Below are 26,215 nucleotides of genomic sequence, written 5' to 3' on the forward strand. Positions count from 1 at the left end.
ACAAGCCGACAGGCATAGGATGCGCTCCAACCCGGCTTTGTGAACTGCCTCACATGGTGCCGGATCTCACGAAGTGGATCATCGGCTCACCCCTGGTGACCTGGTGGTTCCGATCTGCAGTCAAGGACGACTGGACGGAGGGAGCGGGGCTATGAATGCCTACGCGCCGATCCTCGTACTCGGTGCCATCGCGGCGGCGTTCGCGGTCGGCTCCGTCGTGATGGCCTCGCTCACCGGCCCGAAGCGCTACAACCGGGCCAAGTTGGAGGCGTACGAGTGCGGCATCGAACCGACCCCGCAGCCGGTGGGCGGCGGCCGGTTCCCGATCAAGTACTACCTGACGGCGATGCTGTTCATCGTCTTCGACATCGAGATCGTCTTCCTCTACCCGTGGGCGGTCAGCTTCGACGCCCTGGGGATCTTCGGGCTGGTCGAGATGCTCCTGTTCATCGCCACCGTGTTCGTCGCCTACGCCTACGTCTGGCGTCGCGGCGGCCTGGAGTGGGACTGACCACCGGGCGCCGCCGCGCGCGGCGTTCGTGAACGGGCGGACAAGCCACCGGAGTCGAGGGCATTGAGAGGGAACTGATGGGTATCGAGGAGAAGCTGCCGAGCGGCTTTCTGCTCACCAGCGTGGAGGCCGCCGCGGGCTGGGTGCGGAAGGCGTCGCTCTTTCCGGCCACCTTCGGTCTGGCCTGCTGCGCGATCGAGATGATGACCACCGGCGCGGGCCGCTACGACCTGGCCCGGTTCGGCATGGAGGTCTTCCGCGGCTCGCCCCGGCAGGCCGACCTGATGATCGTGGCCGGCCGGGTCAGCCAGAAGATGGCGCCGGTGCTGCGGCAGGTCTACGACCAGATGCCGAACCCGAAGTGGGTCATCTCGATGGGTGTGTGCGCCTCCTCCGGCGGCATGTTCAACAACTACGCGATCGTCCAGGGCGTCGACCACATCGTCCCCGTGGACATCTACCTGCCGGGCTGCCCGCCGCGGCCGGAGATGCTGATGGACGCGATCATCAAGCTGCACGAGAAGATCCAGCACGAGAAGCTCGGCGTGAACCGCCGCCGGGCCGAGGAGGAGGCCGAGCAGGTCGCCCTGCACGCCACTCCGACCAGCGAGATGGGGGGGCTGCTGCGATGACGGACCCTCAGAAGCCCGAGGAGCAGAGGCCCGAAGTCCCGGCCACCCGCAAGGAGATCCCGGTCGAGGTGGTCGGCTCCCGGCAGGGCATGTTCGGCGCCCGCGGCACCGGCGACACCTCCGGCTTCGGCGGCCTGACCGCCGCGATCGTGCTGCCCGGCCCGAGCGAGCGCCCGTACGGAGGCTACTTCGACGAGGTGGCCGACGAGTTCGAGGGCGCGCTGGAGGAGCAGGGCCTCGACCCGGCGGACGTGATCGAGAAGACCGTCGTCGACCGCGGCGAGCTGACCTTCCACATCGACCGCGCACACCTGCTCAAGGCGGTGCGCATCCTGCGCGACGACCCGGCGCTGCGCTTCGAACTCTGCCTGGGCGTCAGCGGCGTGCACTACCCCGGCGACAAGGGCCGGGAGCTGCACGCGGTCTACCACCTGCGCTCGATCACCCACACCCGGCTGATCCGGCTGGAGGTCACCGCGCCCGACGCCGACCCGCGGATCCCGTCGGTGGTGAGCGTCTACCCGACCAACGACTGGCACGAGCGGGAGACCTACGACTTCTTCGGCCTGGTCTTCGAGGGGCACCCGGCGCTCACCCGGATCATGATGCCGGACGACTGGCTGGGGCACCCGCAGCGCAAGGACTACCCGCTCGGCGGCATCCCCGTCGAGTACAAGGGCGCCCAGATCCCGGCTCCCGACCAGCGGAGGGCGTACAGCTGATGAGCAGCACCCACTACGAAGCAGGCGCCCGGGAGACCACCGAGGGACGGGTGTTCACCGTCACCGGCGGCGACTGGGGCGAGGTCGCCGAGGCGGTGGCCGGCGCCGACGACGAGCGGATCATCGTCAACATGGGCCCGCAGCACCCGTCCACCCACGGCGTGCTGCGGCTGATCCTGGAGATCGACGGCGAGACGGTCACCGAGGCCCGCTGCGGCATCGGCTACCTGCACACCGGCATCGAGAAGAACATGGAGTTCCGCAACTGGGTGCAGGGCACCACGTTCGTGACGCGGATGGACTACCTCACCCCGCTGTACAACGAGACCGCCTACTGCCTGGCCGTGGAGAAGCTGCTCGGCATCACCGCGGACATCCCCGAGCGGGCCACCGTGGTCCGGGTGCTGATGATGGAGCTGAACCGGATCTCCTCGCACCTGGTGGCGCTGGCCACCGGCGGCATGGAGATCGGCTCCACCACCCTGATGATCTACGGCTTCCGGGACCGCGAGGTCGTCCTGGACATCTTCGAGCTGGTCACCGGCCTGCGGATGAACCACGCCTACGTCCGCCCCGGCGGCCTGGCCCAGGACCTGCCCCCGGGCGCGGTCGACCAGATCCGCGAGGGCGTCAAGCTGCTCCGCTCCCGGATGCACGAGTACGACAAGCTGGCCACCGACAACCCGGTGTTCAAGGCCCGGCTGGTCGACGTCGGCTTCCTCGACCTGCCCGGCTGCCTGGCGCTCGGCGCCACCGGCCCGATCCTGCGGGCCACCGGACTGCCGCACGACCTGCGCAAGTCCGACCCGTACTGCGGGTACGAGAACTACGAGTTCGACGTCGCGGTGGCCGACACCGCGGACTCCTACGGGCGGTTCCTGATCCGCCTGGAGGAGATGAAGCAGTCGCTGCGGATCGTCGAGCAGTGCCTGGACCGGCTGAAGCCCGGACCGGTGATGGTGGCCGACAAGAAGATCGCCTGGCCGTCCCAACTGGCCGTCGGCCCCGACGGCATGGGCAACTCGCTGGACCACATCCGGAAGATCATGGGCACCTCGATGGAGGCCCTGATCCACCACTTCAAGCTGGTCACCGAGGGCTTCCACGTCCCGGTCGGGCAGGCGTACGCCGCGGTGGAGTCGCCCAAGGGCGAACTCGGCGTGCACGTGGTCAGCGACGGCGGCACCCGGCCCTACCGGGTGCACTTCCGCGACCCGTCGTTCACCAACCTGCAGACCATGGCCGCGATGTGCGAGGGCGCCCCGCTGGCCGACGTGATCGTGTCGGTGGCCGGGATCGACCCGGTGATGGGAGGCGTGGACCGGTGAGCAGCACAGAACTCGGCCTGCCGGCGCTGCCGGCCAAGCCCTACCCGCCGGAGGTGGAGTCCCGACTCGCCGCCGACGCACGGGAGTTGATCTCCCGTTACCCGCAGTCCCGGTCGGCGCTGCTGCCGCTGCTGCACCTGGTGCAGTCCGAGGAGGGCTGCGTCACCCCGACCGGAATCCGGTTCTGCGCCGAGCAGTTGGACCTCACCACCGCCGAGGTCACCGCGGTCGCCACCTTCTACACCATGTACCGGCGGCGCCCGGCCGGCGAGTACCACGTCGGCGTGTGCACCAACACGCTGTGCGCGGTGCTCGGCGGCGACCAGATCTTCGACGAGCTCTCCGAGCACCTCGGCATCGCCAACAACCGCACCACCGAAGACGGTTCGGTCTCGATCGAGCGGATCGAGTGCAACGCGGCCTGCGACTACGCCCCCGTGGTGATGGTCAACTGGGAGTTCTTCGACAACCAGACCCCGGAGAGCGCGAAGCAACTGGTCGACAGCCTGCGGGCGGGCGAGGAAGTGCGGCCGACCCGCGGCGCGAAGCTCTGCTCGTTCAAGGACGCCTCCCGCATCCTGGCCGGCTTCCCCGACCCGCGCCCCGGCGCCAACGACGAGTCCGGGGCCGGCGGCGCCCCCTCGCTGGCGGGCCTGCGCCTGGCCAAGGGCGAGGCGCTGCCCGGCACCCCCGGCACCAAGGTGGTCTCCCCGCGGCACGAAGGGACGGAAGCGTGATGACCTCCGCCGAACCGGCCGAGAAGCTCCTCTCCCCGGTCCTGTCCGCCTCCTGGGACGACCACCGCCCCTGGAGCCTGGAGACCTACCGCCGGCACGGCGGCTACGACGGCCTGGCCGCCGCCCTCGCGATGGCCCCCGACGAGGTCATCGCGCTGGTCAAGGACTCCGGCCTGCGCGGCCGCGGCGGCGCCGGCTTCCCCACCGGCATGAAGTGGCAGTTCATCCCGCAGAACGACGGCAAGCCGCACTACCTGGTGGTCAACGCCGACGAGTCCGAGCCGGGCACCTGCAAGGACATCCCGCTGCTGTTCGCCAACCCGCACTCGCTGATCGAGGGCATGGTCATCGCCTCGTACGCGATCCGCTGCGAGCACGCGTTCGTCTACCTGCGCGGCGAGGTCGTGCCGGTGCTCCGCCGCCTGCAGGCCGCGGTCGCCGAGGCCTACGAGGCCGGGTACCTCGGCAAGGACATCCAGGGCTCCGGCATCAACCTGGACATCACCGTGCACGCCGGCGCCGGCGCCTACATCTGCGGCGAGGAGACGGCGCTGCTGGACTCGCTGGAGGGGCGCCGCGGCCAGCCCCGGCTGCGCCCGCCGTTCCCGGCGATCGCCGGCCTGTACGCCTGCCCGACCGTGGTGAACAACGTCGAGTCGATCGCCTCGGTGCCGCCGATCCTGGCCCGCGGCAAGGACTGGTTCACGTCGCTGGGCACCGAGAAGTCGCCCGGCTTCACGCTGTACTCGCTGTCCGGGCACGTCACCAACCCCGGCCAGTACGAGGCCCCGCTCGGCATCACGCTCCGCCAGCTGCTGGAGATCACCGGCGGCGTCCGGGCCGGGCACCGGCTCAAGTTCTGGACCCCGGGCGGCTCCTCCACCCCGATGTTCACCGACGAGCACCTCGACGTCCCGCTGGACTACGAGGGCGTCGGCGCGGCCGGCTCGATGCTCGGCACCAAGGCGCTCCAGGTCTTCGACGAGACCACCTGCGTGGTGCGGGCGGTCACCCGGTGGACCGAGTTCTACGCCCACGAGTCCTGCGGCAAGTGCACCCCGTGCCGCGAGGGCACCTACTGGCTGGTCCAGCTGCTCAAGCGGATCGAGGCCGGCCAGGGCGTCCCCGGCGACCTGGAGAAGCTGCTCGACATCGCCGACAACATCAACGGCAAGTCGTTCTGCGCGCTCGGCGACGGCGCCGCCAGCCCGATCGTCTCCTCGCTCCAGCACTTCCGCGCCGAGTACGAGCAGCACCTCAACGAGCACCGCTGCCCGTTCGACCCGGCGGCCTCCACCGTCTGGGCCGGCCGGTCCCCCGTCCACGAGTCCGCCACCGAGAGGGAGGTGCACGCGTGACGGTCACGGAGCCTTCCACCCAGACCGAGCTGGTCACGCTCACCATCGACGGCGTAGAGGTCAGCGTCCCCAAGGGCACGCTGGTGATCCGCGCCGCCGAGCAGATCGGCACCCAGATCCCGCGCTTCTGCGACCACCCGCTGCTCGCCCCCGCCGGGGCGTGCCGCCAGTGCATCGTGGAGGTCGAGGGGCAGCGCAAGCCGGTCGCCTCCTGCACCATCCCGGTGGCCGAGGGCATGGTGGTCCGCACCCAGGTCTCCTCGCCGGTCGCCGAGAAGGCGCAGCGCGGCGTGATGGAACTGCTGCTGATCAACCACCCGCTGGACTGCCCGGTCTGCGACAAGGGCGGCGAGTGCCCGCTGCAGAACCAGGCGATGTCCACCGGCGACACCGACTCCCGGTTCGAGGGCGTCAAGCGGACGTACGAGAAGCCGCTGCCGCTCTCCACCCAGGTGCTGCTGGACCGCGAGCGCTGCGTGCTGTGCGCGCGCTGCACCCGGTTCTCGCAGGAGATCGCCGGCGACCCGTTCATCGACCTGGTCGAGCGCGGCGCGCTCCAGCAGATCGGCACCGGCGTCGACCAGCCGCTGGACTCGTACTTCTCCGGCAACACCATCCAGATCTGCCCGGTCGGCGCGCTCACCTCCGCCGCCTACCGGTTCCGCTCCCGCCCGTTCGACCTGGTGTCCTCCCCGTCCGTGTGCGAGCACTGCTCGGCCGGCTGCGGGCAGCGCACCGACCACCGGCGCGGCAAGGTGCTGCGGCGCCTCGCCGGCAACGAGCCGGAGATCAACGAGGAGTGGAACTGCGACAAGGGCCGGTTCGCGTTCCGCTACGCGCAGCAGCGCGACCGGTTCACCACCCCGCTGGTCCGCGGCGCGGACGGCGAACTCGCCCCCGCCTCCTGGCCGGAGGCGCTGGCGAAGGCCGCCGAGGGCCTGCGCGGCGCCCGGGCCGGCGTGCTCGCGGGCGGCCGGGCCACCGTCGAGGACGCCTACGCGTACGGCAAGTTCGCCCGGGTCGTGCTCGGCACCAACGACGTGGACTTCCGGTCCCGGCCGCACAGCGGCGAGGAGGCGGACTTCCTGGCCGCCGCGGTCGCCGGACACGGTACCGACCTGGACGGCACCGGCGTGACGTACCGCGAGCTCGAAGCCGCCCCGGCGGTGCTGCTGGTCGGCCTGGAGGCCGAGGAGGAGGCGCCGATCGTCTTCCTGCGGCTGCGCAAGGCCAACCGGGCCGGCGGGCTGCGGGTGTTCTCGGTCGCCACGCACGCCTCCCGGGGCCTGGCCAAGCTGCGCGGCGCGCTGCTGCCCGCCGCCCCCGGCACCGAGGCCGAGTGGCTGGTCGCGCTGGCCGGCGAGGAGGTGCTCGCCGACGACGCCGGGCGCTGCGCGGACGCGCTGCGCTCGCCGGGCGCGGTGATCCTGGTCGGCGAGCGCCTGGCGCAGACCGCCGGCGGCCTGACCGCCGCGCTGCGCCTGGCGCACGCCACCGGCGCGAAGCTCGCCTGGGTGCCCCGCCGGGCCGGTGAGCGCGGCGCCGTCGAGGCCGGCGCGCTGCCCGGGCTGCTGCCCGGCGGCCGGGCCGTCGCGGTGCCCGCCGCCCGCGCCGAGGCCGCCGCGCACTGGGGCGTCGCCGAACTCCCGGCCCGCCCGGGCCGGGACACCGGCCAGATCCTGGCCGGGGCGGCGCAGGGCGAACTGGACGCGCTGGTGCTCGGCGCCGTCGGCCTGGACGACCTGCCGGACCCGGCGCTCGCCGAGGAGGCACTGGCCCGGGTCGGGTTCGTGCTCTCGCTGGAGCTGCGCCCGTCCGCCGTCACCGCGCACGCCGACGTGGTGCTGCCGGTGGCCGCCGTCGCCGAGAAGGCCGGCACCTTCCTGGACTGGGAGGGCCGGGTCCGGATGTTCGAACCGGCGCTCAAGGCCGACCAGTTGATGGCCCGTCAGCTGCACTCCGACGTCCGGGTGCTGAACATGGTCGCGGACGCGCTGGACCGGCCGATCGGCCTGCCCGACGTCCGGGCGGCCCGGCTGGAGCTGGACCGTTTCGCCCCGTGGCGGGGCGACCGCCCGGCCGCGCCCGCCGCGCACCCCGACGCGCTGCCCCGGCCGGCCACCGGCCAGGCCGTGCTGGCCGGGCACCGGATGCTGCTGGACAACGGCACCCTGCAGGACGGCGACACCCACCTGGCGGGCACCCGGCACGCCGCCGTCGCCCGGCTGTCGGCCGGCACCGCCGCCGAGATCGGCGCCCGGAAGGCGCTGCGGATCACCGGCCCGGCCGGGTCGCTGACCCTGCCGCTGGAGATCACCGACGCGATGCCGGACCGCACGGTCTGGCTGCCGCTCAACTCGACGCCGGACGGCGGCGCGCACCGCACGCTCGGCACCACGGTCGGCCACCTGGTCACCATCGCCCCGGCGGAGGAATCATGAGTGTCGCCTCTTCGCTGGCCGCCGCCGACACCCTCGGGTTCTTCGGCCGCGACCCGTGGTGGCTGGTCCTGCTCAAGGCGGTGTTCTGCTTCGCCTTCCTGGTCCTGACGGTGCTGATCGCGATCGTCTGGGAGCGCAAGGTCGTCGCCTGGATGCAGTTGCGGATCGGCCCGAACCGGCACGGCCCGTGGGGCCTGCTGCAGTCGCTGGCCGACGGCGTGAAGCTGGCGCTGAAGGAGGACCTGGTCGTCAAGAACGCCGACAAGGTGGTCTACGTCCTGGCCCCGATCGTGTCGGCGATCCCCGCCTTCATGGCGTTCGCGGTGATCCCGTTCGGCCCGCCCGGCAACGAGGTGTCGATCTTCGGCACCCGGACGCCGCTGCAGCTCACCGACCTGCCGATCGCGCTGCTGTACATCCTGGCCACCGCCTCGGTGGGCATCTACGGCATCGTGCTGGCCGGCTGGTCCTCCGGTTCGACCTACCCGCTGCTCGGCGGCATCCGCTCCTCCGCCCAGATGATCAGCTACGAGATCGCGATGGGCCTGTCCTTCGCGGCGGTGTTCATCTACTCGGGCTCGATGTCGACCTCGGAGATCGTCGCCTCGCAGCAGCCGACCTGGTTCGCGGTGCTGCTGCCGGTGTCCTTCATCGTCTACATCATCGCCATGGTCGGCGAGACCAACCGGGCCCCGTTCGACCTCCCGGAGGCCGAGGGCGAGCTGGTCGGCGGCTTCAACACCGAGTACTCCTCGCTGAAGTTCGCGATGTTCATGCTGGCCGAGTACGTCAACATGGTCACCGTCTCCGCGGTCGCCTCCACGCTGTTCCTCGGCGGCTGGCGCGCCCCGTGGCCGATCTCCACCTTCTGGGAGGGCGCCAACCACGGCTGGTGGCCGATGCTGTGGATCGTCCTGAAGATCCAGCTGCTGCTGTTCTTCTTCATCTGGCTCCGCGGCACCCTGCCCCGGCTCCGCTACGACCAGTTCATGAAGCTCGGCTGGAAGATCCTGATCCCGGTCTCGCTGGTCTGGCTGGTGATGGTCGCCACCGTGCGGGCGCTGCGCAACGAGGGCTACGACTTCGCCAACGTGGTGCTGTACGTCGGCGCCCCGCTGGCGGCGGTGCTGCTGGTCGCGCTGGTCGTCGACCTGGTCCGGAAGAAGCCCGCCGAGCAGCCGAAGGCCGAACCGGCCTTCGACCCGATGGCGGGCGGCTACCCGGTGCCGCCGCTGCCCGGCCAGGAACTGCCGCCCGTCCCGCGCCGCCGTCGCCGGACCCCGCAACTCCAGGACGCCCTCCACGGGGCCGACCATTCCGAAGGGAGCTGATCCGAGATGCCTGACGAGTCGTCAGAGAAGTCGATCCTCGGGCCGGCCGCCGGCTTCGGCGTGACCTTCAAGGCCATGTTCAAGAAGCGGCTCACCGAGCAGTACCCGGAGTACAAGAAGCCCACCGCTCCGCGCTTCCACGGCCGCCACCAGCTGAACCGGCACCCCGACGGCCTGGAGAAGTGCGTCGGCTGCGAACTGTGCGCCTGGGCCTGCCCGGCCGACGCGATCTACGTCGAGGGCGCCGACAACCGGGACGAGGAGCGCTACTCGCCCGGCGAGCGCTACGGCGCGGTCTACCAGATCAACTACGCCCGCTGCATCCTGTGCGGCCTGTGCGTGGAGGCCTGTCCGACCCGGGCGCTCACCATGACCAACGAGTACGAGCTGGCGGACTCCTCCCGGCAGGACCTGATCTTCACCAAGGAGCAGCTGCTGGTCGGGCTGACCGAGGGCATGGTCGACTCCCCGCACGCGATCTTCCCGGGCGCCGACGAGGGCGACTACTACCGGGGCGAGATCACCGCGGCGGCGCCCGGCACCGTCCAGCAGGAGAAGCACGACCGCGAGAAGGAGGAGCAGTCATGACCTCCACCGGCGAGGCCGTGCAGTTCTGGGTGCTGGCCGTGGTCGCGGTCGGCGGCGCGCTCGGCATGCTGCTGATGAAGAAGGCGGTGCACTCGGCGCTCTGCCTGGCCGCCACCATGATCGCCCTGGCGGTCTGCTACCTGGCCCAGGGCGCGGTCTTCCTCGGCGTGGTGCAGATCGTCGTCTACACCGGCGCGATCATGATGCTGTTCCTGTTCGTGGTGATGCTGGTCGGCGTCACCTCGGCGGACTCGCTGAAGGAGCAGCTGAAGGGCCAGCGGATCGCCGCCGTGCTCTGCGGCCTCGGCTTCGGCGTGCTGCTGATCGCCGGCCTGGCCAACGCGCACCTGCGCGACTTCACCGGCCTGGCCGCGGCCAACGCCGAGGGCAACGTGCAGGGCCTGGCCCGGCTGATCTTCACCAAGTACGTGTGGGCCTTCGAGGTGACCGGCGCGCTGCTGATCACCGCCGCGGTCGGCGCCATGGTGCTGACCCACCGCGAGAAGGTCCGCGCCCCGCTGACCCAGCGTCAGCTGGCCGCCCAGCGGGTCAAGGACAACATCCAGGTCCCGCCGCTGCCCGCGCCCGGCGTCTACGCCCGGCACAACGCGGTCGACATTCCGGCCCTGCTGCCGGACGGCACGATCGCCGAGGACTCGGTGATGGGCACCCTGCGCGAGCGCGGCCAGGTCCGCGACGTCAGCCAGGACATGCTGCGCCGGATGGCCGAACTGGAGGAGACCACCGCCGACCGGCTGGGCCGGCCGTCCTCCGCCCGCCCGCAGGTCACCGGGCCCCGCCGGGCGCTGGAGACCGTGCCGACCGAGGAGGGGGCGGAGTGAACCCCGTCAACTACCTGTACCTGGCCGCGCTGCTGTTCACCATCGGCGCCTCCGGCGTGCTGATCCGGCGCAACGCGATCGTCCTGTTCATGTGCGTGGAGCTGATGCTGAACGCCTCGAACCTGGCGCTGGTCACCTTCTCCCGGATGCACGGCAACCTGGACGGCCAGATCATCGCGTTCTTCACCATGGTGGTCGCGGCGGCCGAGGTCGTGGTCGGCCTCGCCGTCATCGTCGCCATCTTCCGGACCAGGCACTCCGCTTCGGTCGACGACAGCAACCTGATGAAGCTGTAAGGCGGAGGGCCCTCAGTGAACTCTCTCATTCCGCTGCTGGTCGCGGCGCCGCTGGCCGGCGCTGCCCTGCTGCTGCTCGGCGGACGGGCCCTGGACCGGTTCGGGCACTGGATCGCGACCGCGCTGGCCGCGCTCTCCTTCGCCTTCGGCCTGGCCCTGTTCGCGCACATGCTCGGCCGGGACGCCGAGCACCGCGCCGTCACGCAGCACCTGTTCAGCTGGATCCCGGTGAACGGCTTCCAGGCCGACGTCTCCTTCCAGCTCGACCAGCTCTCGGTCACCTTCGTCCTGTTGATCAGCGGTGTCGGCACCCTGATCCACCTCTACTCGGTCGGCTACATGGCGCACGACGAGCGCCGCCGCCGCTTCTTCGCCTACCTGAACCTGTTCCTGGCCGCCATGCTGGTGCTGGTGCTGGCCGACAACTACCTGCTGCTGTACGTCGGTTGGGAGGGTGTGGGCCTCGCGTCCTACCTGCTGATCGGCTTCTGGCAGCACAAGCCGAGCGCCGCGACGGCCGCCAAGAAGGCGTTCGTCGTCAACCGGGTCGGCGACATGGGCCTGTCGATCGCCATCATGCTGATGTTCGTCGAGTTCGGGTCCTTCGCCTTCCACCCGGTGTTCGCCACCGCGGGCGACGCGAGCGAGGGCAAGCTCACCGCGATCGCCCTGATGCTGCTGCTCGCCGCCTGCGGCAAGTCCGCGCAGGTGCCGCTGCAGTCCTGGCTCGGCGACGCGATGGAGGGCCCGACCCCGGTCTCCGCCCTCATCCACGCCGCCACCATGGTCACCGCGGGCGTCTACCTGATCGTCCGCTCCGGGGCGATCTTCAACCTGGCGCCGGACGCGCAGACCGCCGTGGTGGTGGTCGGCACGGTGACGCTGCTGTTCGGTGCGGTCGTCGGTTGCGCCAAGGACGACATCAAGAAGGCGCTGGCCGGGTCGACCATGTCGCAGATCGGCTACATGATCATGGCGGCGGGCCTGGGCCCGATCGGCTACGCCTTCGCCATCATGCACCTGGTCACCCACGGCTTCTTCAAGGCCGGGATGTTCCTCGGCGCCGGATCGGTCATGCACGGCATGAACGACGAGGTGAACATGCGGCACTACGGCGGCCTGCGGAAGTACATGCCGGTCACCTTCGTCACCTTCGGCCTCGGCTACCTGGCGATCATCGGGTTCCCGGGCCTGTCCGGCTTCTTCTCCAAGGACAAGATCATCGAGGCGGCGTTCGCCAAGGGCGGCACCGAGGGCTGGATCCTCGGCCTGTGCGCCCTGCTCGGCGCCGCGGTCACCGCGTTCTACATGACCCGGCTGATGGTGCTGACCTTCTTCGGCGAGAAGCGCTGGCAGCCGGACGCGCACGGCCACGAGCCGCACCCGCACGAGTCCCCGAAGAGCATGACGGTCCCGATGGTCGTGCTGGCCTTCGGCTCGGTCTTCGCCGGCGGCCTGTTCGTCTACGGCAGCTCCTTCCTGCACTGGCTGGAGCCGGTCACCGGCCACGCCGAGGGCGACTCCCCGCTCGGCCAGTGGACCATCACCGGCCTCGCCACCGCCTGCATGCTGGCCGGCGCCGCCCTGGCCTGGCAGATGTACGGCCGCAGCCCCGTCCCGGTGCAGGCCCCCGTCGGCTCGCTGCTCACCCGGGCCGCCCGCCGCGACCTGCTCCAGGACGACTTCAACCACGCCGTCCTGGTCCGCCCCGGCACCGCCCTGGCGAACACCCTGGTCTGGTTCGACAGCCGGGGCCTGGACGGCTTCGTCAACGGCCTGGCCGCTGCGATCGGCGGCATCTCCGGCCGGCTGCGCCGGATCCAGACCGGCTACGTCCGCACGTACGCGCTCTCCATGTTCGGCGGCACGCTGGTGCTGGTCGCCTCCACTCTCCTGATGAGGTCGGTCTGATGAGCTACCTCCTCTCCGCCACCTGCGCGGTCCCGGCCGTCGGCGCGGTGCTCACCGCCGCGCTCCCGGCCGGCACCACCGAGGCCCGGCGGCGCACCACGAAGACGGTGGCGATCGCGGTCTCCGCCGTCACCCTCGGCCTGGCCGCCGCGGTCGCCGCCGCTTTCGAACCCGGCGGCGCCCGCTACCAGTTGACCGAGTCGTACTCCTGGATCCGCTCCTTCGGGATCAGCTTCTCGCTCGGCGCGGACGGCATCGGCACCGCCCTGGTACTGCTCACCGCCGTCCTGGTCCCGCTGGTGATGCTGGCCGGCTGGCACGACGCCGACCCTTCGGTGCCCGAGGGCTCCTTCGAGTCCAAGCGGCGCACCCAGGCGTTCTTCGCGCTGATCCTGGCCGTCGAGGCGATGGTGCTGGTGTCCTTCCTGGCCACCGACGTCTTCGTGTTCTACGTGTTCTTCGAAGCCATGCTGATCCCGATGTACTTCCTGATCGGCGGCTTCGGCGACCGGGCCGGCGGCCCCGACTCGGACCGCCAGCGCTCCTACGCGGCCGTCAAGTTCCTGCTGTACAACCTGCTCGGCGGCCTGGTCATGCTGGCCGCCGTGATCGGCCTGTACGTGGTGGCCGGCGACCAGGGCCAGGCGACCTTCAGCCTGACCGCGCTCACCGACGCGATCTCCTCCGGCAGGCTGGTGATCGACCCGAACGCGCAGCGGGCGCTGTTCCTCGGCTTCTTCTTCGCCTTCGCGGTGAAGGCCCCGCTGTGGCCGCTGCACACCTGGCTGCCGAACGCGATGGGCGAGTCCACCGCCGGAACGGCCGTGCTGATCACGGCGGTCGTCGACAAGGTCGGCACCTTCGCCATGCTGCGGTTCTGCCTCGGCCTGTTCCCGGACGCCTCGAAGACCTTCGCCCCGGTGATCATGGTGCTGGCGCTGGTCGGCATCGTCTACGGCGCGCTGGTCGCGATCGGCCAGAAGGACATCAAGCGGCTGGTCGCCTACGCGTCCATCTCGCACTTCGGCTTCATCATCCTGGGCATCTTCGCCATGACCAGCCAGGGCCAGTCCGGCGCCACCCTCTACATGGTCAACCACGGCATCTCCACCGCCGCCTGGATGCTGGTCGCCGGCTTCCTGATCTCCCGCCGCGGCTCCCGCCTGATCGCCGACTACGGCGGCGTGCAGAAGGTCGCCCCGGTGCTGGCCGGCACCTTCCTGATCGGCGGCCTGGCCACCCTCTCGCTGCCCGGCCTGGCGCCGTTCGTCAGCGAGTTCCTGGTCCTGGTCGGCACCTTCAGCCGCTACCCCGCGATCGGCATCGTCGCCACCTTCGGCATCGTGCTGGCCGCGCTGTACGCCCTGCTGCTGTACCAGCGCACCATGACCGGCCCGGTGAAGGCCGGCGTCGAGGGCGTCAAGGACCTGAAGGTCCGGGAACTCGCCGTCGTGGCCCCGCTGGTGGCCCTGACCCTGCTGCTCGGCGTCTACCCGAAGCCGCTCACCGACCTGGTGAACCCGGCCGTCAACGACACCCTCGGCCAGGTCCACCGCACCGACCCCGCGCCGGCCCACCCGGTCGCCGCCACCAACGGAGGTGAGCAGAAGTGAGCCCCACCCACGCGCTGGCCGCCGCCGGCGGCAACAGTGCGAGCATCCCCGCCCCGCACATCGAGTACGGGCAGCTCTCCCCGATGCTGGTCGTCTTCGGCGCCGCGCTGCTCGGCGTCCTCGCCGAGGCGTTCCTGCCCCGGCGGCTGCGCCCCTCCGCGCAGATCGGCCTGTCGCTGCTCGGCCTCGGCGGCGCCTTCGTCGTCGTCGTGGTGCTCGCCGCGCAGGGCCGCGGCACCACCAAGGCCGGGCTGCTGGCGATGGGCGCGGTCGCCGTCGACGGCCCCGCGCTGTTCCTGCAGGGCGTGATCCTGCTGACCGCCGTCCTCGCCGTCCTCACCTTCGCCGAGGGCCGGCTGGAGCCGCGGATCAACGGGCACCGGGTCGACGCCTTCGCCGCCCAGGCCGCCGCCGTGCCCGGCGGCGAGCAGGAGCGCGACGCCACCCGGGAGGGCCTGCGCACCACCGAGATCTACCCGCTCACCCTGTTCGCGGTCGGCGGCATGCTGCTCTTCCCGGCCGCCAACGACCTGCTCACCATGTTCGTCGCGCTGGAGGTCTTCTCCCTCCCGCTGTACCTGATGTGCGCGCTCGCCCGCCGGCGCCGGCTGCTCTCCCAGGAGGCCGCCGTCAAGTACTTCCTGCTCGGCGCGTTCGCCTCGGCGTTCTTCCTGTTCGGCACCGCGCTGGTCTACGGCTACGCGGGCACCGTCCGGTTCGGCGGCATCGCCGACGTGATCTCCGGCACCGCCCCCGTCACCCCGGCGCTCGCCGTCACCACCCAGAACGACGCGCTGCTCCTGATCGGCCTGGCCATGCTCGCCGTCGGCCTGCTCTTCAAGGTCGGCGCCGTCCCGTTCCACTCCTGGACCCCGGACGTGTACCAGGGCGCCCCGACGCCCGTCACCGGGTTCATGGCCGCCGCCACCAAGACCGCCGCGTTCGGCGCCTTCCTGCGGCTGTTCTACGTCGCCTTCCCGGGCCTGCGCTGGGACTGGCGGCCGGTCATGTGGGGCGTGGCGATCCTCACCATGGCGGTCGGCGCGATCCTCGCCGTCACCCAGCAGGACGTGAAGCGGCTGCTCGCCTACTCCTCGGTCGCGCACGCCGGCTTCATCCTGACCGGCCTGATCGCCACCGACCGGCGCGGCGTCTCCGCCGTCCTGTTCTACCTGCTGGCCTACTCCTTCGTGACGCTCGGCGCGTTCGCCGTGGTCACCCTGGTGCGGGACTCCAAGGGCGAGGCCACCCACCTGTCCAGCTGGGCCGGCCTGGGCCGGCGCTCCCCGCTGCTGGCCGCGGTGTTCGCGCTCTTCCTGCTGGCCTTCGCGGGCATCCCGCTGACCTCCGGCTTCACCGGAAAGTTCGCGGTCTTCCAGGCCGCGGCGGCCGGCGGCGCGACCCCGCTGGTGATCGTCGGTGTGCTCTCCTCCGCGGTCGCCGCGTTCTTCTACATCCGGGTCATCGTCCTGATGTTCTTCTCCGACCCGCAGCCCTCCGGCCCGGCCGTCGCCGTCCCCAGCCCGCTCACCGCCACCGCCATCGGCGTCGGCGTGCTGGTCACCCTCGGCCTCGGCCTGCTCCCGCAGTACTTCCTCGACCTGGCCACCAAGGCGTCGGTGTTCGTCCGCTGACGTTCTTCGCCCAGGTCCGGCCCCCACCCGCACCGGGTGGGGGCCGGACTGCTGTTCGGGGGGTGAACGGCGTGCAGGTGAACGGTTTCGCCACTCGTCGACCGCCCTAGGCTCGGCTCCATACACTGGGTGCAGGAGGTGACCATGACTGCCGAACCGATCGACTGGACGTCCCCGCCCTCGGAGGGCTGGACCTACGACCAGGTCAAGGACCTCGATCTGCCCTTCGGGTTCGAGTTGGTGGATGGGGCGATCGTGGTCCGCGGCATGACCAATCAGTGGCACGACACCGTGCGGGACAAGCTGTACTTCGCGCTTGAGCTGGCGCACCGGGACCCTTACCAGGTCAACGCCGAACGCTGCGTGCTGGTCGACCCCTTCAACGTGCCCAAGCCCGACGTGGTGGTCTTCGACCGCACCGGGCTCGACTTCTTCACCATGGAGTGCGTCCCGGTCACCGCGGTGACGCTCGCCGTCGAGGTGGTCTCGCACGGCTCCCGCAGTGACGACCGCTTCCGCAAGCCCGGCATGTACGCCGAGGCCGGCGTTCCGTTCTTCTGGCGGGTCGAGCGCGGCGAGGACGACTTCCCGGTGGTGTACGAGTTCCACCTGGACGAGGAGACCGGGGTGTACGCCCCCGCGCCCGGCACGGCCGTGCACCACGGCAAGCTGATCACCGCGCTGCCGTACCCCGTGGAGATCGACCTCACCGCGATCGTCCCGCGCTGACCTGCGGTCCCCGTCCCCGGCCCCGCCACCAGCGGAGAAGAGGCCCATGCCCGTGCAGTGATCCACTCCGGACCGGATACGCTGCCTTGTATGTGCATCGGCGGGGCCGGGGGACCGGGGCCGCTGGATCGACCAGGGACAGGAGTGGTCAGCGTGACCGTCGTGGGGCCCTTCGGGCTGAGCGTGCAGGACCGCGATCTGACCCGGGACGTCCAGGCCGGGATGGAGGCCGTGGAGGCCGCCCTGATCGAGGCCGTCAAGAGCGACGTGCCCTTCATCACGGTGACCGCCAGCCACCTGATCGAGGCCGGGGGGAAGCGGTTCAGGCCGCTGCTGGTGATGCTGGCCGCGCAGTTCGGCGACCCGGCCGCGCCCGGCGTGGTGCCGTCCGCGGTGGTGGTCGAGCTGACCCACCTCGCCACGCTGTACCACGACGACGTGATGGACGAGGCGCCGGTGCGCCGCGGCGCCCCCAGCGCCAACAGCCGCTGGGACAACTCGGTCGCCATCCTCACCGGCGACTTCCTGTTCTCCCGCGCCTCCCAGGTGCTCTCCGACCTCGGCACCGAGGCGGTCCGGATCCAGTCCGACGCCTTCGAACGGCTCGTCACCGGCCAGATCCTGGAGACCGCCGGGCCGCGCCCCGAGGACGACCCGCTGCGCCACTACCTGGACGTGATCTCCGGCAAGACCGGCTCGCTGATCGCGGTGGCCTGCCGCTTCGGCGCGCTGATGGCCGGAGCCGAGCGCTGGATCGTCGACCTGCTCACCCAGTACGGCGAGCGGATCGGCACCGCCTTCCAGCTCGCCGACGACGTCCTCGACATCGCCAGCGACGGCCACGAGTCCGGCAAGACCCCCGGCACCGACCTGCGCGAGGGCGTGCCCACCCTGCCGGTGCTGGTGCTCCGCCAGATGCCCGCCGACCCGGCCGACCCCGAGGACGCCCGGCTGCGCGAACTGCTCGACACCGACCTGGCCAAGGACGACGAGGCGCACGCCGAGGCGCTGCGCCTGCTGCGCCGGCACCCGGCGCTGGAGCGCGCCCGCCGCGAGACCCTGCGCTACGCCGAGGAGGCCCGCGCGCTGCTCGACACCCTGCCGGAGTGTCCGGCCAAGGCCGCGCTGCAGGAGCTCTGCGACACCGTGGCGATCCGCACGATGTGACGTTCCGCCCGGCCGGGCGGCCGCCGCGCGCTAGGGTCGGTGCCATGTTGCGCGTGGTGATCGCCGAGGACTCCGTGCTGCTCCGGGAGGGGCTGACACGGCTGCTGACGGACCGTGGGATGGAGGTCGTCGCCGGGGTGGGGGACGGCGGGGCGCTGGTCCGGGCCATCGACGAGCTGCACGGCGCGGGCGCGCTGCCCGACGTGGTGGTGGCGGACGTCCGGATGCCGCCGACCCACACCGACGAGGGCGTCCGGGCCTGCGTCGAACTGCGCGGCCGCTACCCGCAGTTGGGCGTGCTGGTGCTGTCCCAGCACGTCGAGGAGCAGTACGCGGGCGAGCTGCTGGCCGGCTCCAGCCGGGGCGTCGGCTACCTGCTGAAGGACCGGGTCGCCGAGGTGCGCGAGTTCGCGGACGCGGTGCGCCGGGTCGCCGAGGGCGGCACCGCGCTGGACCCGGAGGTGGTGCAGCAGCTGCTGAGCCGCAGCCGCCAGGTCGACACGCTGGTGAACCTGACGCCCCGCGAGCGCGAGGTGCTCGGCCTGATGGCCGAGGGCCGGACCAACGCGGCGATCGCCAGGCAGCTCGTGGTGTCGGACGGCGCCGTGGAGAAGCACGTGTCGAACATCTTCCAGAAACTGGGTTTGGGCCAGAGCCAGCAGGACCACCGGCGGGTTCTCGCCGTCCTCGCCTACCTGGAGTCCTGACCTCGGGGGACTTGCCGGGGCGGTCTGTGCGAGTTCCCTTCCAGCGGTGCTCTGCCCGCTTAGGATTCCCTTGGTGCGCCAGGCGGACGGGGCACACGGCTCACGCCCGCTGCTGGCTCCCCTTCGAGGAGGTCCGCGGCAGTGACCAGTCAGGTCGATCAGTCAGAGGCAGTGGACGGCTCGGACGGCGAGCGCCGGACGGGACCGGCCTCGCCCCGCTCGGGCCCGCAGGACGGGTCCGGCCGGCCGGCCAAACCGATCCGGCGGCTCGACCGGGTGATCATCCGGTTCGCCGGCGACTCGGGCGACGGCATGCAGCTCACCGGCGACCGCTTCACCTCGGAGACGGCGGCGTTCGGCAACGACCTGTCCACGCTGCCGAACTTCCCGGCCGAGATCCGGGCCCCCGCAGGCACCCTGCCGGGCGTCTCCAGCTTCCAGCTGCACTTCGCCGACCACGACATCCTCACCCCCGGCGACGCCCCGGACGTGCTGGTGGCGATGAACCCGGCGGCGCTGAAGGCCAACCTGCCCGACCTGCCGGCCGGCGCCGAGATCATCGTCAACACCGACGAGTTCACCAAGCGCGCGCTCGCCAAGGTCGGCTACGCGGCGGACCCGCTGGGCGACGGCTCGCTGGAGGCGTTCCGGCTGCATCCGGTGCCGCTGACCACGCTGACCCTGGAGGCGCTCAAGGACAGCGGCCTGGCCCGCAAGGACGCCGAGCGGGCGAAGAACATGTTCGCGCTCGGCCTGCTGTCCTGGATGTACCACCGGCCCACCCACGGCACCGAGCTGTTCCTCCGGCAGAAGTTCGCCAAGAAGCCGCAGATCGCCGAGGCCAACGTGGCCGCGTTCCGGGCCGGCTGGAACTTCGGCGAGACCACCGAGGACTTCGCGGTCTCCTACGAGATCCCGCCGGCCAAGCTCCCGGCCGGCACCTACCGCAACATCTCCGGCAACCTCGCGCTGGCCTACGGCCTGGTCGCGGCGGGCGAGCGGTCCGGGCTGCCGGTGTTCCTCGGCTCCTACCCGATCACCCCGGCCTCGGACATCCTGCACGAGCTGTCCAAGCACAAGAACTTCGGCATCCGCTCCTTCCAGGCCGAGGACGAGATCGCCGGCATCGGCGCCGCCCTCGGCGCGGCCTTCGGCGGCGCGCTCGGCGTCACCACCACCTCCGGCCCCGGCGTGGCGCTGAAGTCCGAGACCATCGGCCTCGCCGTGTCGCTCGAACTCCCGCTGCTGGTCATCGACATCCAGCGCGGCGGCCCGTCCACCGGCCTGCCCACCAAGACCGAGCAGGCCGACCTGCTGCAGGCGATGTTCGGCCGCAACGGCGAGGCCCCGGTGCCGATCGTCGCCCCCGCCACGCCCGCCGAGTGCTTCGACGCCGCCCTCGACGCGGCCCGGATCGCGCTCACCTACCGCACCCCGGTGTTCCTGCTCTCGGACGGCTACCTGGCCAACGGCTCCGAGCCCTGGAAGATCCCGGACGTCGACGAACTCCCGGACCTGCGCGTCGAGTTCGCCACCGAGCCGAACGGCCCCGACGGCAGCTTCCGCCCCTACCAGCGCGACCCGCTGACGCTGGCCCGCCCCTGGGCGGTCCCCGGCACCCCCGGCCTGGAGCACCGGATCGGCGGCATCGAGAAGCAGGACGGCACCGGCAACATCTCCTACGACCCGGCCAACCACGACTTCATGGTCCGCACCCGGCAGGCCAAGATCGACGGCATCGAGGTGCCCGACGTCGAGGTCGACGACCCGAGCGGCGAGGCCGGGGTGCTGGTGCTCGGCTGGGGCTCCACCTACGGCCCGATCGCCGCCGCGGTGCGCCGGGTCCGGGCCGACGGCGGCCACGTCGCCCAGGCCCACCTGCGCCACCTCAACCCGTTCCCGGCCAACCTCGGCGCCGTCCTCGGCCGCTACCGGCGGGTGATCGTCCCCGAGATGAACCTGGGCCAGCTCGCCCTGCTGCTGCGCGCCAAGTACCTCGTCGACGCCCAGTCCTACAACCAGGTGCGCGGCCTGCCGTTCAAGGCCGCCCAGCTCGCCGACGTGCTGCACGCGGCGATCGGCACCCTCGAAGCGGAGGAGAACCGATGACCGACTTCCCCGCGCTGCGGCTCGTCCCCAAGGCGGACGCCCCGCAGTCCGCGAAGGACTTCAAGACCGACCAGGAGGTCCGCTGGTGCCCCGGCTGCGGCGACTACGCCGTGCTGGCCGCCGTCCAGTCCTTCATGCCCGAGCTCGGCATCCGCCGCGAGAACACCGTCTTCGTCTCCGGCATCGGCTGCTCCTCGCGCTTCCCGTACTACATGAACACCTACGGGATGCACTCCATCCACGGCCGCGCCCCGGCGATCGCGACCGGCCTGGCCGCGTCCCGCCCCGACCTGTCGGTCTGGGTGGTGACGGGCGACGGCGACGCGCTGTCGATCGGCGGCAACCACCTGATCCACGCGCTGCGCCGGAACGTCAACCTGAAGATCCTGCTGTTCAACAACCGGATCTACGGCCTGACGAAGGGCCAGTACTCGCCCACCAGCGAGATCGGCAAGATCACCAAGTCGACGCCGATGGGTTCGCTGGATGCCCCCTTCAACCCGCTGTCGCTGGCGATCGGCGCGGAGGCGACCTTCGTCGCCCGCACCATCGACTCCGACCGGCAGCACCTGCAGTCCGTGCTGCGGGCCGCGGCACAGCACGAGGGCACCGCGCTGGTCGAGATCTACCAGAACTGCAACATCTTCAACGACGGCGCCTTCGAGGTCCTCAAGGAGCCCGGCACCCGCGACGAGGCGCTGATCCGGCTGGAGCACGGGCAGCCCGTGCTGGTCGGCGCGGACCGGCACGTCGTCCGGGACGCCGACGGCGAACTCCGGATCGCCCCGCGCACCGAGGGCACCGCGCTCGTCCACGACGCCCACGCGGCCGGCCCCGGCACCGCCTTCGCCCTCACCCGGCTCGCCGACGCGGACACCCTGCACCACACCCCCATCGGCGTGCTGCGGGACGTCTCCCGCCCGGTCTACGACACCCTGATGACCGAGCAGCTCACCCGCGCCGAGGAACAGAAGGGCCGCGGCGACCTGTCCGCCCTCCTCACGGGGTCGAGCACCTGGACGGTGAACGCCTGAGTCCTGCGCAGGCACCTCCGGCCCGAAACGGGGTCAGCGCTTCGCGGCCCGTCGGACACCCGCCCCTCGGCTCCGCCGTTCCCCGGGCCCCTGGAGCTTCGCTCCCGCGGAGCCCGGCGGGCCCGGAAAGGCGGAGTTCGGCGGGCCCGGGCGACGTTTCCGCCGCCTGTCAGTAGTCATAGTTCGGGACGGGGATGACACCCGCACCCGCGGGCCGCTACCTTTCGGGGAAACGACGGCGCGCGGGTGAGGGGCAGGCCATGGCGGATGCGGCGCGGGAGGCCAGGGTCGGGCTGTGGAACGGCTTCGCGGCGTACGGGATGTGGGGGCTGTTCCCGCTGTTCTGGCCGCTGCTGGAGCCGGCCGGGGCGCTGGACATCCTGGCGAACCGGATGGTGTGGTCGCTGGTCGCGGTGGCGGTGATGCTGCTGGTGCGGCGCCGCTGGGGCTGGATCCGCCCGCTGTTGCGGCAGCCGCGCCGGCTCGCGCTGCTGACGCTCGCCGCCGCCACCGTCTCGGTCAACTGGGGCGTGTACATCTGGGGTGTGAACTCCGGGCACGTGGTGGAGACCAGCCTGGGGTACTTCATCAACCCGCTGGTGACGATCGCCTTCGGCGTGCTGGTGCTGCGCGAGCGGCTGCGCACCGCGCAGTGGGCGGCGGTCGGGATCGGCGCCGCCGCCGTCGCGGTGCTGACGGTGGCGTACGGCCGCCCGCCGTGGATCGCGCTGGTGCTGGCGTTCTCGTTCGCCACCTACGGGCTGGTCAAGAAGAAGGTCGGGCTGGGCGGCGCCGAGAGCCTCGCGGTGGAGAGCGCCGCGATGTTCCCGTTCGCGCTCGGCGTGCTGGTGTACCTGGGGGTGCGCGGCGAGGGGACCTTCGGGCACGGCGCGGGCCACACCGCGCTGCTGCTGGTGAGCGGGGTGATCACCGCGGTGCCGCTGATGTGCTTCGGCGCGGCCGCGCTGCGGGTGCCGCTGACCACGCTGGGGCTGCTGCAGTACCTGGCGCCGGTGTTCCAGTTCTCGATCGGCGTGCTGGTCTTCCACGAGTCGATGCCGCCGGCCCGCTGGGCCGGGTTCGCCCTGGTGTGGGTGGCGCTGGCGGTGCTGAGCTGGGACGCGCTGCGCCGGGTGCGGGCCGACCGGCGGCAGCGGCCGGTCGCGGTGGCCGACGCGGTACCGGACGCCGTCGCGGGCTGAGGGCCCGTCAGGCCAGGGCCAGTTCGCGGGCCAGCCGGGCGCTGTCCCGGTGCCCGGTGAAGGCGGTCGCGGCGCCCAGCGCGGCGGCCCGGCGGCGGGCCCCGAGCAGGCCGCCGTGGGTGAGCGAGTCGAGCGGGCGGCGGCCGCGCCACTCGTCCAGCGACCAGCGGGCGTACGGGCCGAACAGGGCCCGGGTCGGCTCCGGCAGGTCGGTGCGGGCGGGGACGGCGGCCCGGGCCCCGTTCAGGGCGACCTGGCCGTCCAGGCTCGCGCAGACGTCCAGCCAGGCGAGCGCGGCCGGGCGGTGCCGGGCGCCGCGGGGGAGGACGAACACGTCGACCCGGGACTGGAACACCTCGCCGGTGCCCGGCGCGGCCGCCCACCGGTAGTCGACGCCCGGGCGCAGGCCGAGGCTGTCGCGCAGCCAGCCCTCCACCCAGTCCCCGGTGAGCAGGTACGCGGCCTGGCCGGAGCCGAACCGGTGGGCCGCGTCGGTCCAGTCGGCGTCCGGCGCGGGCGGGACGGCCAGGTCGAGCAGGGTGTCCAGGAGGCGCAGCGCGCTGTCGGTGGCGGCGTCCCGCCAGGGGCCGCCGGGCCGCCACAGGGCCGCGAAGGCGTCGGGGCCGTGCGCGGCCAGCAGCAGGGTCTCCAGCAGGTGCAGCACCTCGGCGGGACCGCCGACGGCGAGCGGGGTGCGCAGGCCGGCCGCGGCCACCCGCTGGAGCTCGGCGACCAGCAGACCGGGCCGGGGCGGGGCGGGCGAGGCCCCGGCGGCGGCGAGCAGCCGGGCGTCGGACCAGAGCAGGTTGGTCCGCCGCACCCCGGCCGGGACGGCGTACAGCGAGCTGCCGACCCGCAGCCGCGCGAGCAGCGAACCGGGCAGCCCGGCGGACCAGCCGCGGCTCCGGAACATCCCGTCCAGCGGCTCCAACCGGTCGGCCAGCTCGGCGAGTTCGGCGCCGCCGGAGCAGCGCAGGCTGTCCGGGGGCGGGCCGGCCGCGAGCCGGGCCGCGAGGTCGACGCCGCGCGGGTCGGAGGTGTCGCCGGACACGAAGGTGACGTCCGGGGCGCGGCCCTTGAGGCCGGCCAGCAGCGCCTGCAGCCCGTTCTGCTCCGGCCCCGACGTCCAGCCCGTGGACACCTCCAGCAGCCCGGCCGGGCCGTCCGCCGAGCTGGCCTCCGCCGGGCCGAACCGGGCCAGCACGGTCGCGCACGCGGCCGCCACCGCGCCCAGCAGGACTCCACGACGGGTGATCTGCACGGCACTCCAGCGGGCGGTCGAACGGGCGGGCGGGCGAACAACGGACGAACGGTCCGGAGTGGCCCACCATCCCACCGTCCGACCCGAGGCCGCGTCAAGTGCCGGGCCGGGCCGGGCGCTCCCGAAGAACGGCTCCGCAGGATCTCCTCAACCGGACTTCCGGACTGCTAACGTCCGTGCTGCGCGACCCGGCCGCAGCTGTCCCGGCGCGCGGGAGGAACTCCGATGGTCCACCTCGCCCGGCCCGTGCTCCACCGCGTCCCCGCCCTGCGGCGGGAGACCTGCGGGTCGCAGGGCGGGGAACTGCGGATCACCCGGCCGCCCGGGGCGCCGGCCGCGATCCGCTGGCAGCCGCTGGACGGCGACCCCGTCGACCTGCTGCCGCCCTACCGCCTCGACCGGGTCGAGCTCCGGCACTCGCCCCGCGCCCGCCTGCACGGCCTCACCGCGGGCGTCCGCCTGGTCACCGCAGGCTGGGCCCCGCTCTTCCTGGTCTCCCCGACCCACCTGCCGACGCTCGCCCTGGCGGCCGCCGCCAGCCGGGAACGGGCGGGGGCCCGGGGAGCGCCGGCCCCGAGGGAACTCCTCGGCCCCGCCCGCTCCCCGGGCCCCCGGGAGCCGTACTAGCCCGCCTTCGCGGCCTTCTCCAGGGTCTCCGGCGTCACCGCGCCGACGAAGACCCGGCCGTCCGGGGTGACCAGGGTGTTGACGATCCGGGTGGAGACCAACGTGCCGCCGTTGACCGGGCGGCCGGTGAACTTGGCGAGGCCCTTCGCGGCGTCCGCGCCCGCGCTGCCGTGCGCGACGGCCGTCCAGCCCTCGCCGATCACGCCGCCGTCCCTACCGTCGGCCGGGCCGCCGCCGGGCCTGCCGCCCTCGGCGTGGTCGCCGCCGGGCGCCGGGAGCGCGGGCAGCACCGAGGAGAGCGGGTTCGCGGAGTGCTCGGCCGCGGACCGCTCGACCACCTTGGCGCCCTTGGGGACGTCGAACCGGAAGGTCTTGGCGTCCGGCTTGGCGTAGGAGAGCGAGCCGAAGCGGACGTCGAACGCCGTCGCGCCGTCCACCGTGCGGAGCTGGACGGCCAGCGGCACGCCCTTCTCGGCGTCCACCGAGATCCGGATCTCGGCGACCGTCGAGCCCTCCTGCTTCGGCTTGACGCTCAGCCGGTACGCGGCATGGCCGGCCACCCGCTCGGTGCCCGAGACGGTGATCGAGGTGGTCTTCGCGGAGACCGCGAGCAGCTGCTCGGCGACCTTCTGCGGGGTGACCGAGCCGAGGCCGGCCGTGCCGTCGGGGCGGTGCCCGTCGGCGCCCGGGGCGCCCGTCAGGTGCAGGGCCTGCTGGGAGGCGCGGTCGAAGGCCCACACCTGGTCGCCGTCGTGGACCAGCTCGTAGCCGGTCTTCTGGCCGGACAGCGTGACCCGCTGGCGGTCGGGGCCGTCGGCGGCGACCGTCAGGGTGTGCGCGCCGCCGAGCAGTTCGACCGCCTTGAGCTGCGGGTCGGCGCTGCCGGTGGACGCGCCCGCGCTGCGGGCCAGCTCGCCCAGCGGACCGCTGCCGCCCGCGGCGTCCGTCAGCGCGGTGGGCAGGCCGAGGTCGGCGCTGATCCGCACGGTGCCGCTGAAGGTGTCGGTGTTGCTCGCCAGCACCTTGGCGACCAGCTCCTGGGCGCTGATCGCGGGCAGGTTCGGTGCCTCGTCGCTGGCGAGCGCCGGCACCAGGCCGATGCCGGTGGCGACCACCGCGGCCACCGCGACCGGCACGCCGATCCGGACGGCCGCACGCCGCCGCCGGGCGGGTGCTGGTGCCGTCGTGTCCTGTGCTGCCGTGGCGTCCTGCTCCATCGGGGCCCCCTTCCGAGCTCTCTGCGCTGTCACTCTCCATTAGAGACGTCCGGCGGTCCGGAATCGTCGCCCGCCGGCACCACATCGCGGTACGTCTCGCGTTGTATCCGGCGCATTGCGACCCTGAGAGGGCGTTCGATAGGGGATTCCCCCCAACTGTCCGGATTTGATCGCTGCGGCACGGACTCGATTCCAGGATCTCGTGGCGACCGGGTCCG

The 26,215-nt window shown here is 72.2% G+C and carries 23 protein-coding genes; 21 read left to right on the forward strand and 2 right to left on the reverse strand.

What is annotated here, in order from left to right:
* Nucleotides 1–151 precede the first annotated feature (151 nt).
* From ACIOHG_RS22565 to rarD, 20 genes are all read left to right on the forward strand, one after another.
* Nucleotides 152–511, forward strand: coding sequence for an NADH-quinone oxidoreductase subunit A (locus ACIOHG_RS22565; RefSeq protein WP_014137597.1), 360 nt, complete (start codon nucleotides 152–154; stop codon nucleotides 509–511).
* Nucleotides 512–588: 77 nt separating this feature from the next.
* Complete coding sequence (locus ACIOHG_RS22570) at nucleotides 589–1,143, forward strand: NuoB/complex I 20 kDa subunit family protein (protein ID WP_400953343.1); 555 nt, start codon at nucleotides 589–591, stop codon at nucleotides 1,141–1,143.
* A complete protein-coding gene (locus ACIOHG_RS22575) occupies nucleotides 1,140–1,865 on the forward strand; it encodes an NADH-quinone oxidoreductase subunit C (protein WP_400953345.1) in 726 nt (241 codons plus the stop codon). The genes ACIOHG_RS22570 and ACIOHG_RS22575 overlap by 4 nt, the downstream gene beginning before the upstream one ends.
* Complete coding sequence (locus ACIOHG_RS22580; protein WP_400953347.1) at nucleotides 1,865–3,193, forward strand: NADH-quinone oxidoreductase subunit D; 1,329 nt, start codon at nucleotides 1,865–1,867, stop codon at nucleotides 3,191–3,193. The genes ACIOHG_RS22575 and ACIOHG_RS22580 overlap by 1 nt, the downstream gene beginning before the upstream one ends.
* Nucleotides 3,194–3,210: 17 nt before the next feature.
* On the forward strand, nucleotides 3,211–3,930 hold the full coding sequence (gene nuoE, locus ACIOHG_RS22585) for an NADH-quinone oxidoreductase subunit NuoE (RefSeq protein ID WP_400953393.1): 720 nt from the start codon (nucleotides 3,211–3,213) through the stop codon (nucleotides 3,928–3,930).
* Entirely contained in the window at nucleotides 3,930–5,288 is a 1,359-nt protein-coding gene (gene nuoF, locus ACIOHG_RS22590; protein ID WP_400953348.1) for an NADH-quinone oxidoreductase subunit NuoF, read from the forward strand. Before nuoE ends, nuoF begins: the two co-directional genes overlap by 1 nt.
* Nucleotides 5,285–7,729: an NADH-quinone oxidoreductase subunit G gene (locus tag ACIOHG_RS22595; RefSeq protein ID WP_400953350.1), complete on the forward strand. Its 2,445-nt coding sequence runs from the start codon at nucleotides 5,285–5,287 to the stop codon at nucleotides 7,727–7,729. The genes nuoF and ACIOHG_RS22595 overlap by 4 nt, the downstream gene beginning before the upstream one ends.
* Nucleotides 7,726–9,060, forward strand: a complete 1,335-nt coding sequence (nuoH, locus tag ACIOHG_RS22600) for an NADH-quinone oxidoreductase subunit NuoH (protein WP_400953352.1) — start codon at nucleotides 7,726–7,728, stop codon at nucleotides 9,058–9,060. The genes ACIOHG_RS22595 and nuoH overlap by 4 nt, the downstream gene beginning before the upstream one ends.
* Nucleotides 9,061–9,066: 6 nt before the next feature.
* Nucleotides 9,067–9,648, forward strand: coding sequence for an NADH-quinone oxidoreductase subunit NuoI (gene nuoI / locus ACIOHG_RS22605; protein ID WP_400953354.1), 582 nt, complete (start codon nucleotides 9,067–9,069; stop codon nucleotides 9,646–9,648).
* Nucleotides 9,645–10,490 carry an NADH-quinone oxidoreductase subunit J gene (locus tag ACIOHG_RS22610; RefSeq protein WP_400953355.1) on the forward strand — a complete coding sequence of 282 codons (846 nt, stop codon included), beginning with the start codon at nucleotides 9,645–9,647 and terminating at the stop codon, nucleotides 10,488–10,490. The genes nuoI and ACIOHG_RS22610 overlap by 4 nt, the downstream gene beginning before the upstream one ends.
* Entirely contained in the window at nucleotides 10,487–10,786 is a 300-nt protein-coding gene (gene nuoK, locus ACIOHG_RS22615) for an NADH-quinone oxidoreductase subunit NuoK (RefSeq protein WP_400953357.1), read from the forward strand. The genes ACIOHG_RS22610 and nuoK overlap by 4 nt, the downstream gene beginning before the upstream one ends.
* Nucleotides 10,787–10,801: 15 nt before the next feature.
* Nucleotides 10,802–12,697, forward strand: coding sequence for an NADH-quinone oxidoreductase subunit L (gene nuoL, locus ACIOHG_RS22620; protein WP_400953359.1), 1,896 nt, complete (start codon nucleotides 10,802–10,804; stop codon nucleotides 12,695–12,697).
* The gene (locus tag ACIOHG_RS22625; protein WP_400953361.1) at nucleotides 12,697–14,310 is read left to right on the forward strand and encodes an NADH-quinone oxidoreductase subunit M; all 1,614 of its coding nucleotides are present in this window, start codon (nucleotides 12,697–12,699) and stop codon (nucleotides 14,308–14,310) included. Before nuoL ends, ACIOHG_RS22625 begins: the two co-directional genes overlap by 1 nt.
* Entirely contained in the window at nucleotides 14,307–15,944 is a 1,638-nt protein-coding gene (gene nuoN / locus ACIOHG_RS22630; RefSeq protein ID WP_400953363.1) for an NADH-quinone oxidoreductase subunit NuoN, read from the forward strand. The genes ACIOHG_RS22625 and nuoN overlap by 4 nt, the downstream gene beginning before the upstream one ends.
* A 144-nt stretch (nucleotides 15,945–16,088) precedes the next feature.
* Nucleotides 16,089–16,673 carry a Uma2 family endonuclease gene (locus tag ACIOHG_RS22635; protein ID WP_400953365.1) on the forward strand — a complete coding sequence of 195 codons (585 nt, stop codon included), beginning with the start codon at nucleotides 16,089–16,091 and terminating at the stop codon, nucleotides 16,671–16,673.
* Between the two features lie 153 nt (nucleotides 16,674–16,826).
* The gene (locus tag ACIOHG_RS22640; RefSeq protein ID WP_400953367.1) at nucleotides 16,827–17,840 is read left to right on the forward strand and encodes a polyprenyl synthetase family protein; all 1,014 of its coding nucleotides are present in this window, start codon (nucleotides 16,827–16,829) and stop codon (nucleotides 17,838–17,840) included.
* 44 nt (nucleotides 17,841–17,884) lie between these two features.
* On the forward strand, nucleotides 17,885–18,547 hold the full coding sequence (locus ACIOHG_RS22645) for a LuxR C-terminal-related transcriptional regulator (RefSeq protein ID WP_400953369.1): 663 nt from the start codon (nucleotides 17,885–17,887) through the stop codon (nucleotides 18,545–18,547).
* Between the two features lie 141 nt (nucleotides 18,548–18,688).
* Nucleotides 18,689–20,656 (forward strand): 2-oxoacid:acceptor oxidoreductase subunit alpha, encoded by a 1,968-nt coding sequence (locus ACIOHG_RS22650; RefSeq protein WP_400953371.1) that lies wholly within the window; start codon nucleotides 18,689–18,691, stop codon nucleotides 20,654–20,656.
* Nucleotides 20,653–21,690: a 2-oxoacid:ferredoxin oxidoreductase subunit beta gene (locus ACIOHG_RS22655; protein ID WP_400953373.1), complete on the forward strand. Its 1,038-nt coding sequence runs from the start codon at nucleotides 20,653–20,655 to the stop codon at nucleotides 21,688–21,690. Before ACIOHG_RS22650 ends, ACIOHG_RS22655 begins: the two co-directional genes overlap by 4 nt.
* Nucleotides 21,691–21,950: 260 nt before the next feature.
* The gene (gene rarD, locus ACIOHG_RS22660; protein ID WP_400953375.1) at nucleotides 21,951–22,892 is read left to right on the forward strand and encodes an EamA family transporter RarD; all 942 of its coding nucleotides are present in this window, start codon (nucleotides 21,951–21,953) and stop codon (nucleotides 22,890–22,892) included.
* A gap of 7 nt (nucleotides 22,893–22,899) precedes the next feature.
* Here rarD and ACIOHG_RS22665 read toward each other — a convergent pair whose 3' ends face one another.
* The gene (locus tag ACIOHG_RS22665) at nucleotides 22,900–24,153 is read right to left on the reverse strand and encodes an ABC transporter substrate-binding protein (RefSeq protein ID WP_400953377.1); all 1,254 of its coding nucleotides are present in this window, start codon (nucleotides 24,151–24,153) and stop codon (nucleotides 22,900–22,902) included.
* A 225-nt stretch (nucleotides 24,154–24,378) separates the two neighbouring features.
* Between ACIOHG_RS22665 and ACIOHG_RS22670 the strand changes: the two genes are divergently transcribed.
* Nucleotides 24,379–24,780: a hypothetical protein gene (locus ACIOHG_RS22670; RefSeq protein WP_400953379.1), complete on the forward strand. Its 402-nt coding sequence runs from the start codon at nucleotides 24,379–24,381 to the stop codon at nucleotides 24,778–24,780.
* Here ACIOHG_RS22670 and ACIOHG_RS22675 read toward each other — a convergent pair.
* Nucleotides 24,777–25,997, reverse strand: a complete 1,221-nt coding sequence (locus tag ACIOHG_RS22675; protein ID WP_400953380.1) for an outer membrane lipoprotein carrier protein LolA — start codon at nucleotides 25,995–25,997, stop codon at nucleotides 24,777–24,779. The two genes, ACIOHG_RS22670 and ACIOHG_RS22675, sit on opposite strands and share 4 nt — an antisense overlap.
* Nucleotides 25,998–26,215 lie beyond the last annotated feature (218 nt).

The sequence above is a fragment of the Kitasatospora sp. NPDC088134 genome, from assembly GCF_044741705.1.
In the GTDB taxonomy this organism is placed as follows: Bacteria; Actinomycetota; Actinomycetes; order Streptomycetales; family Streptomycetaceae; genus Kitasatospora.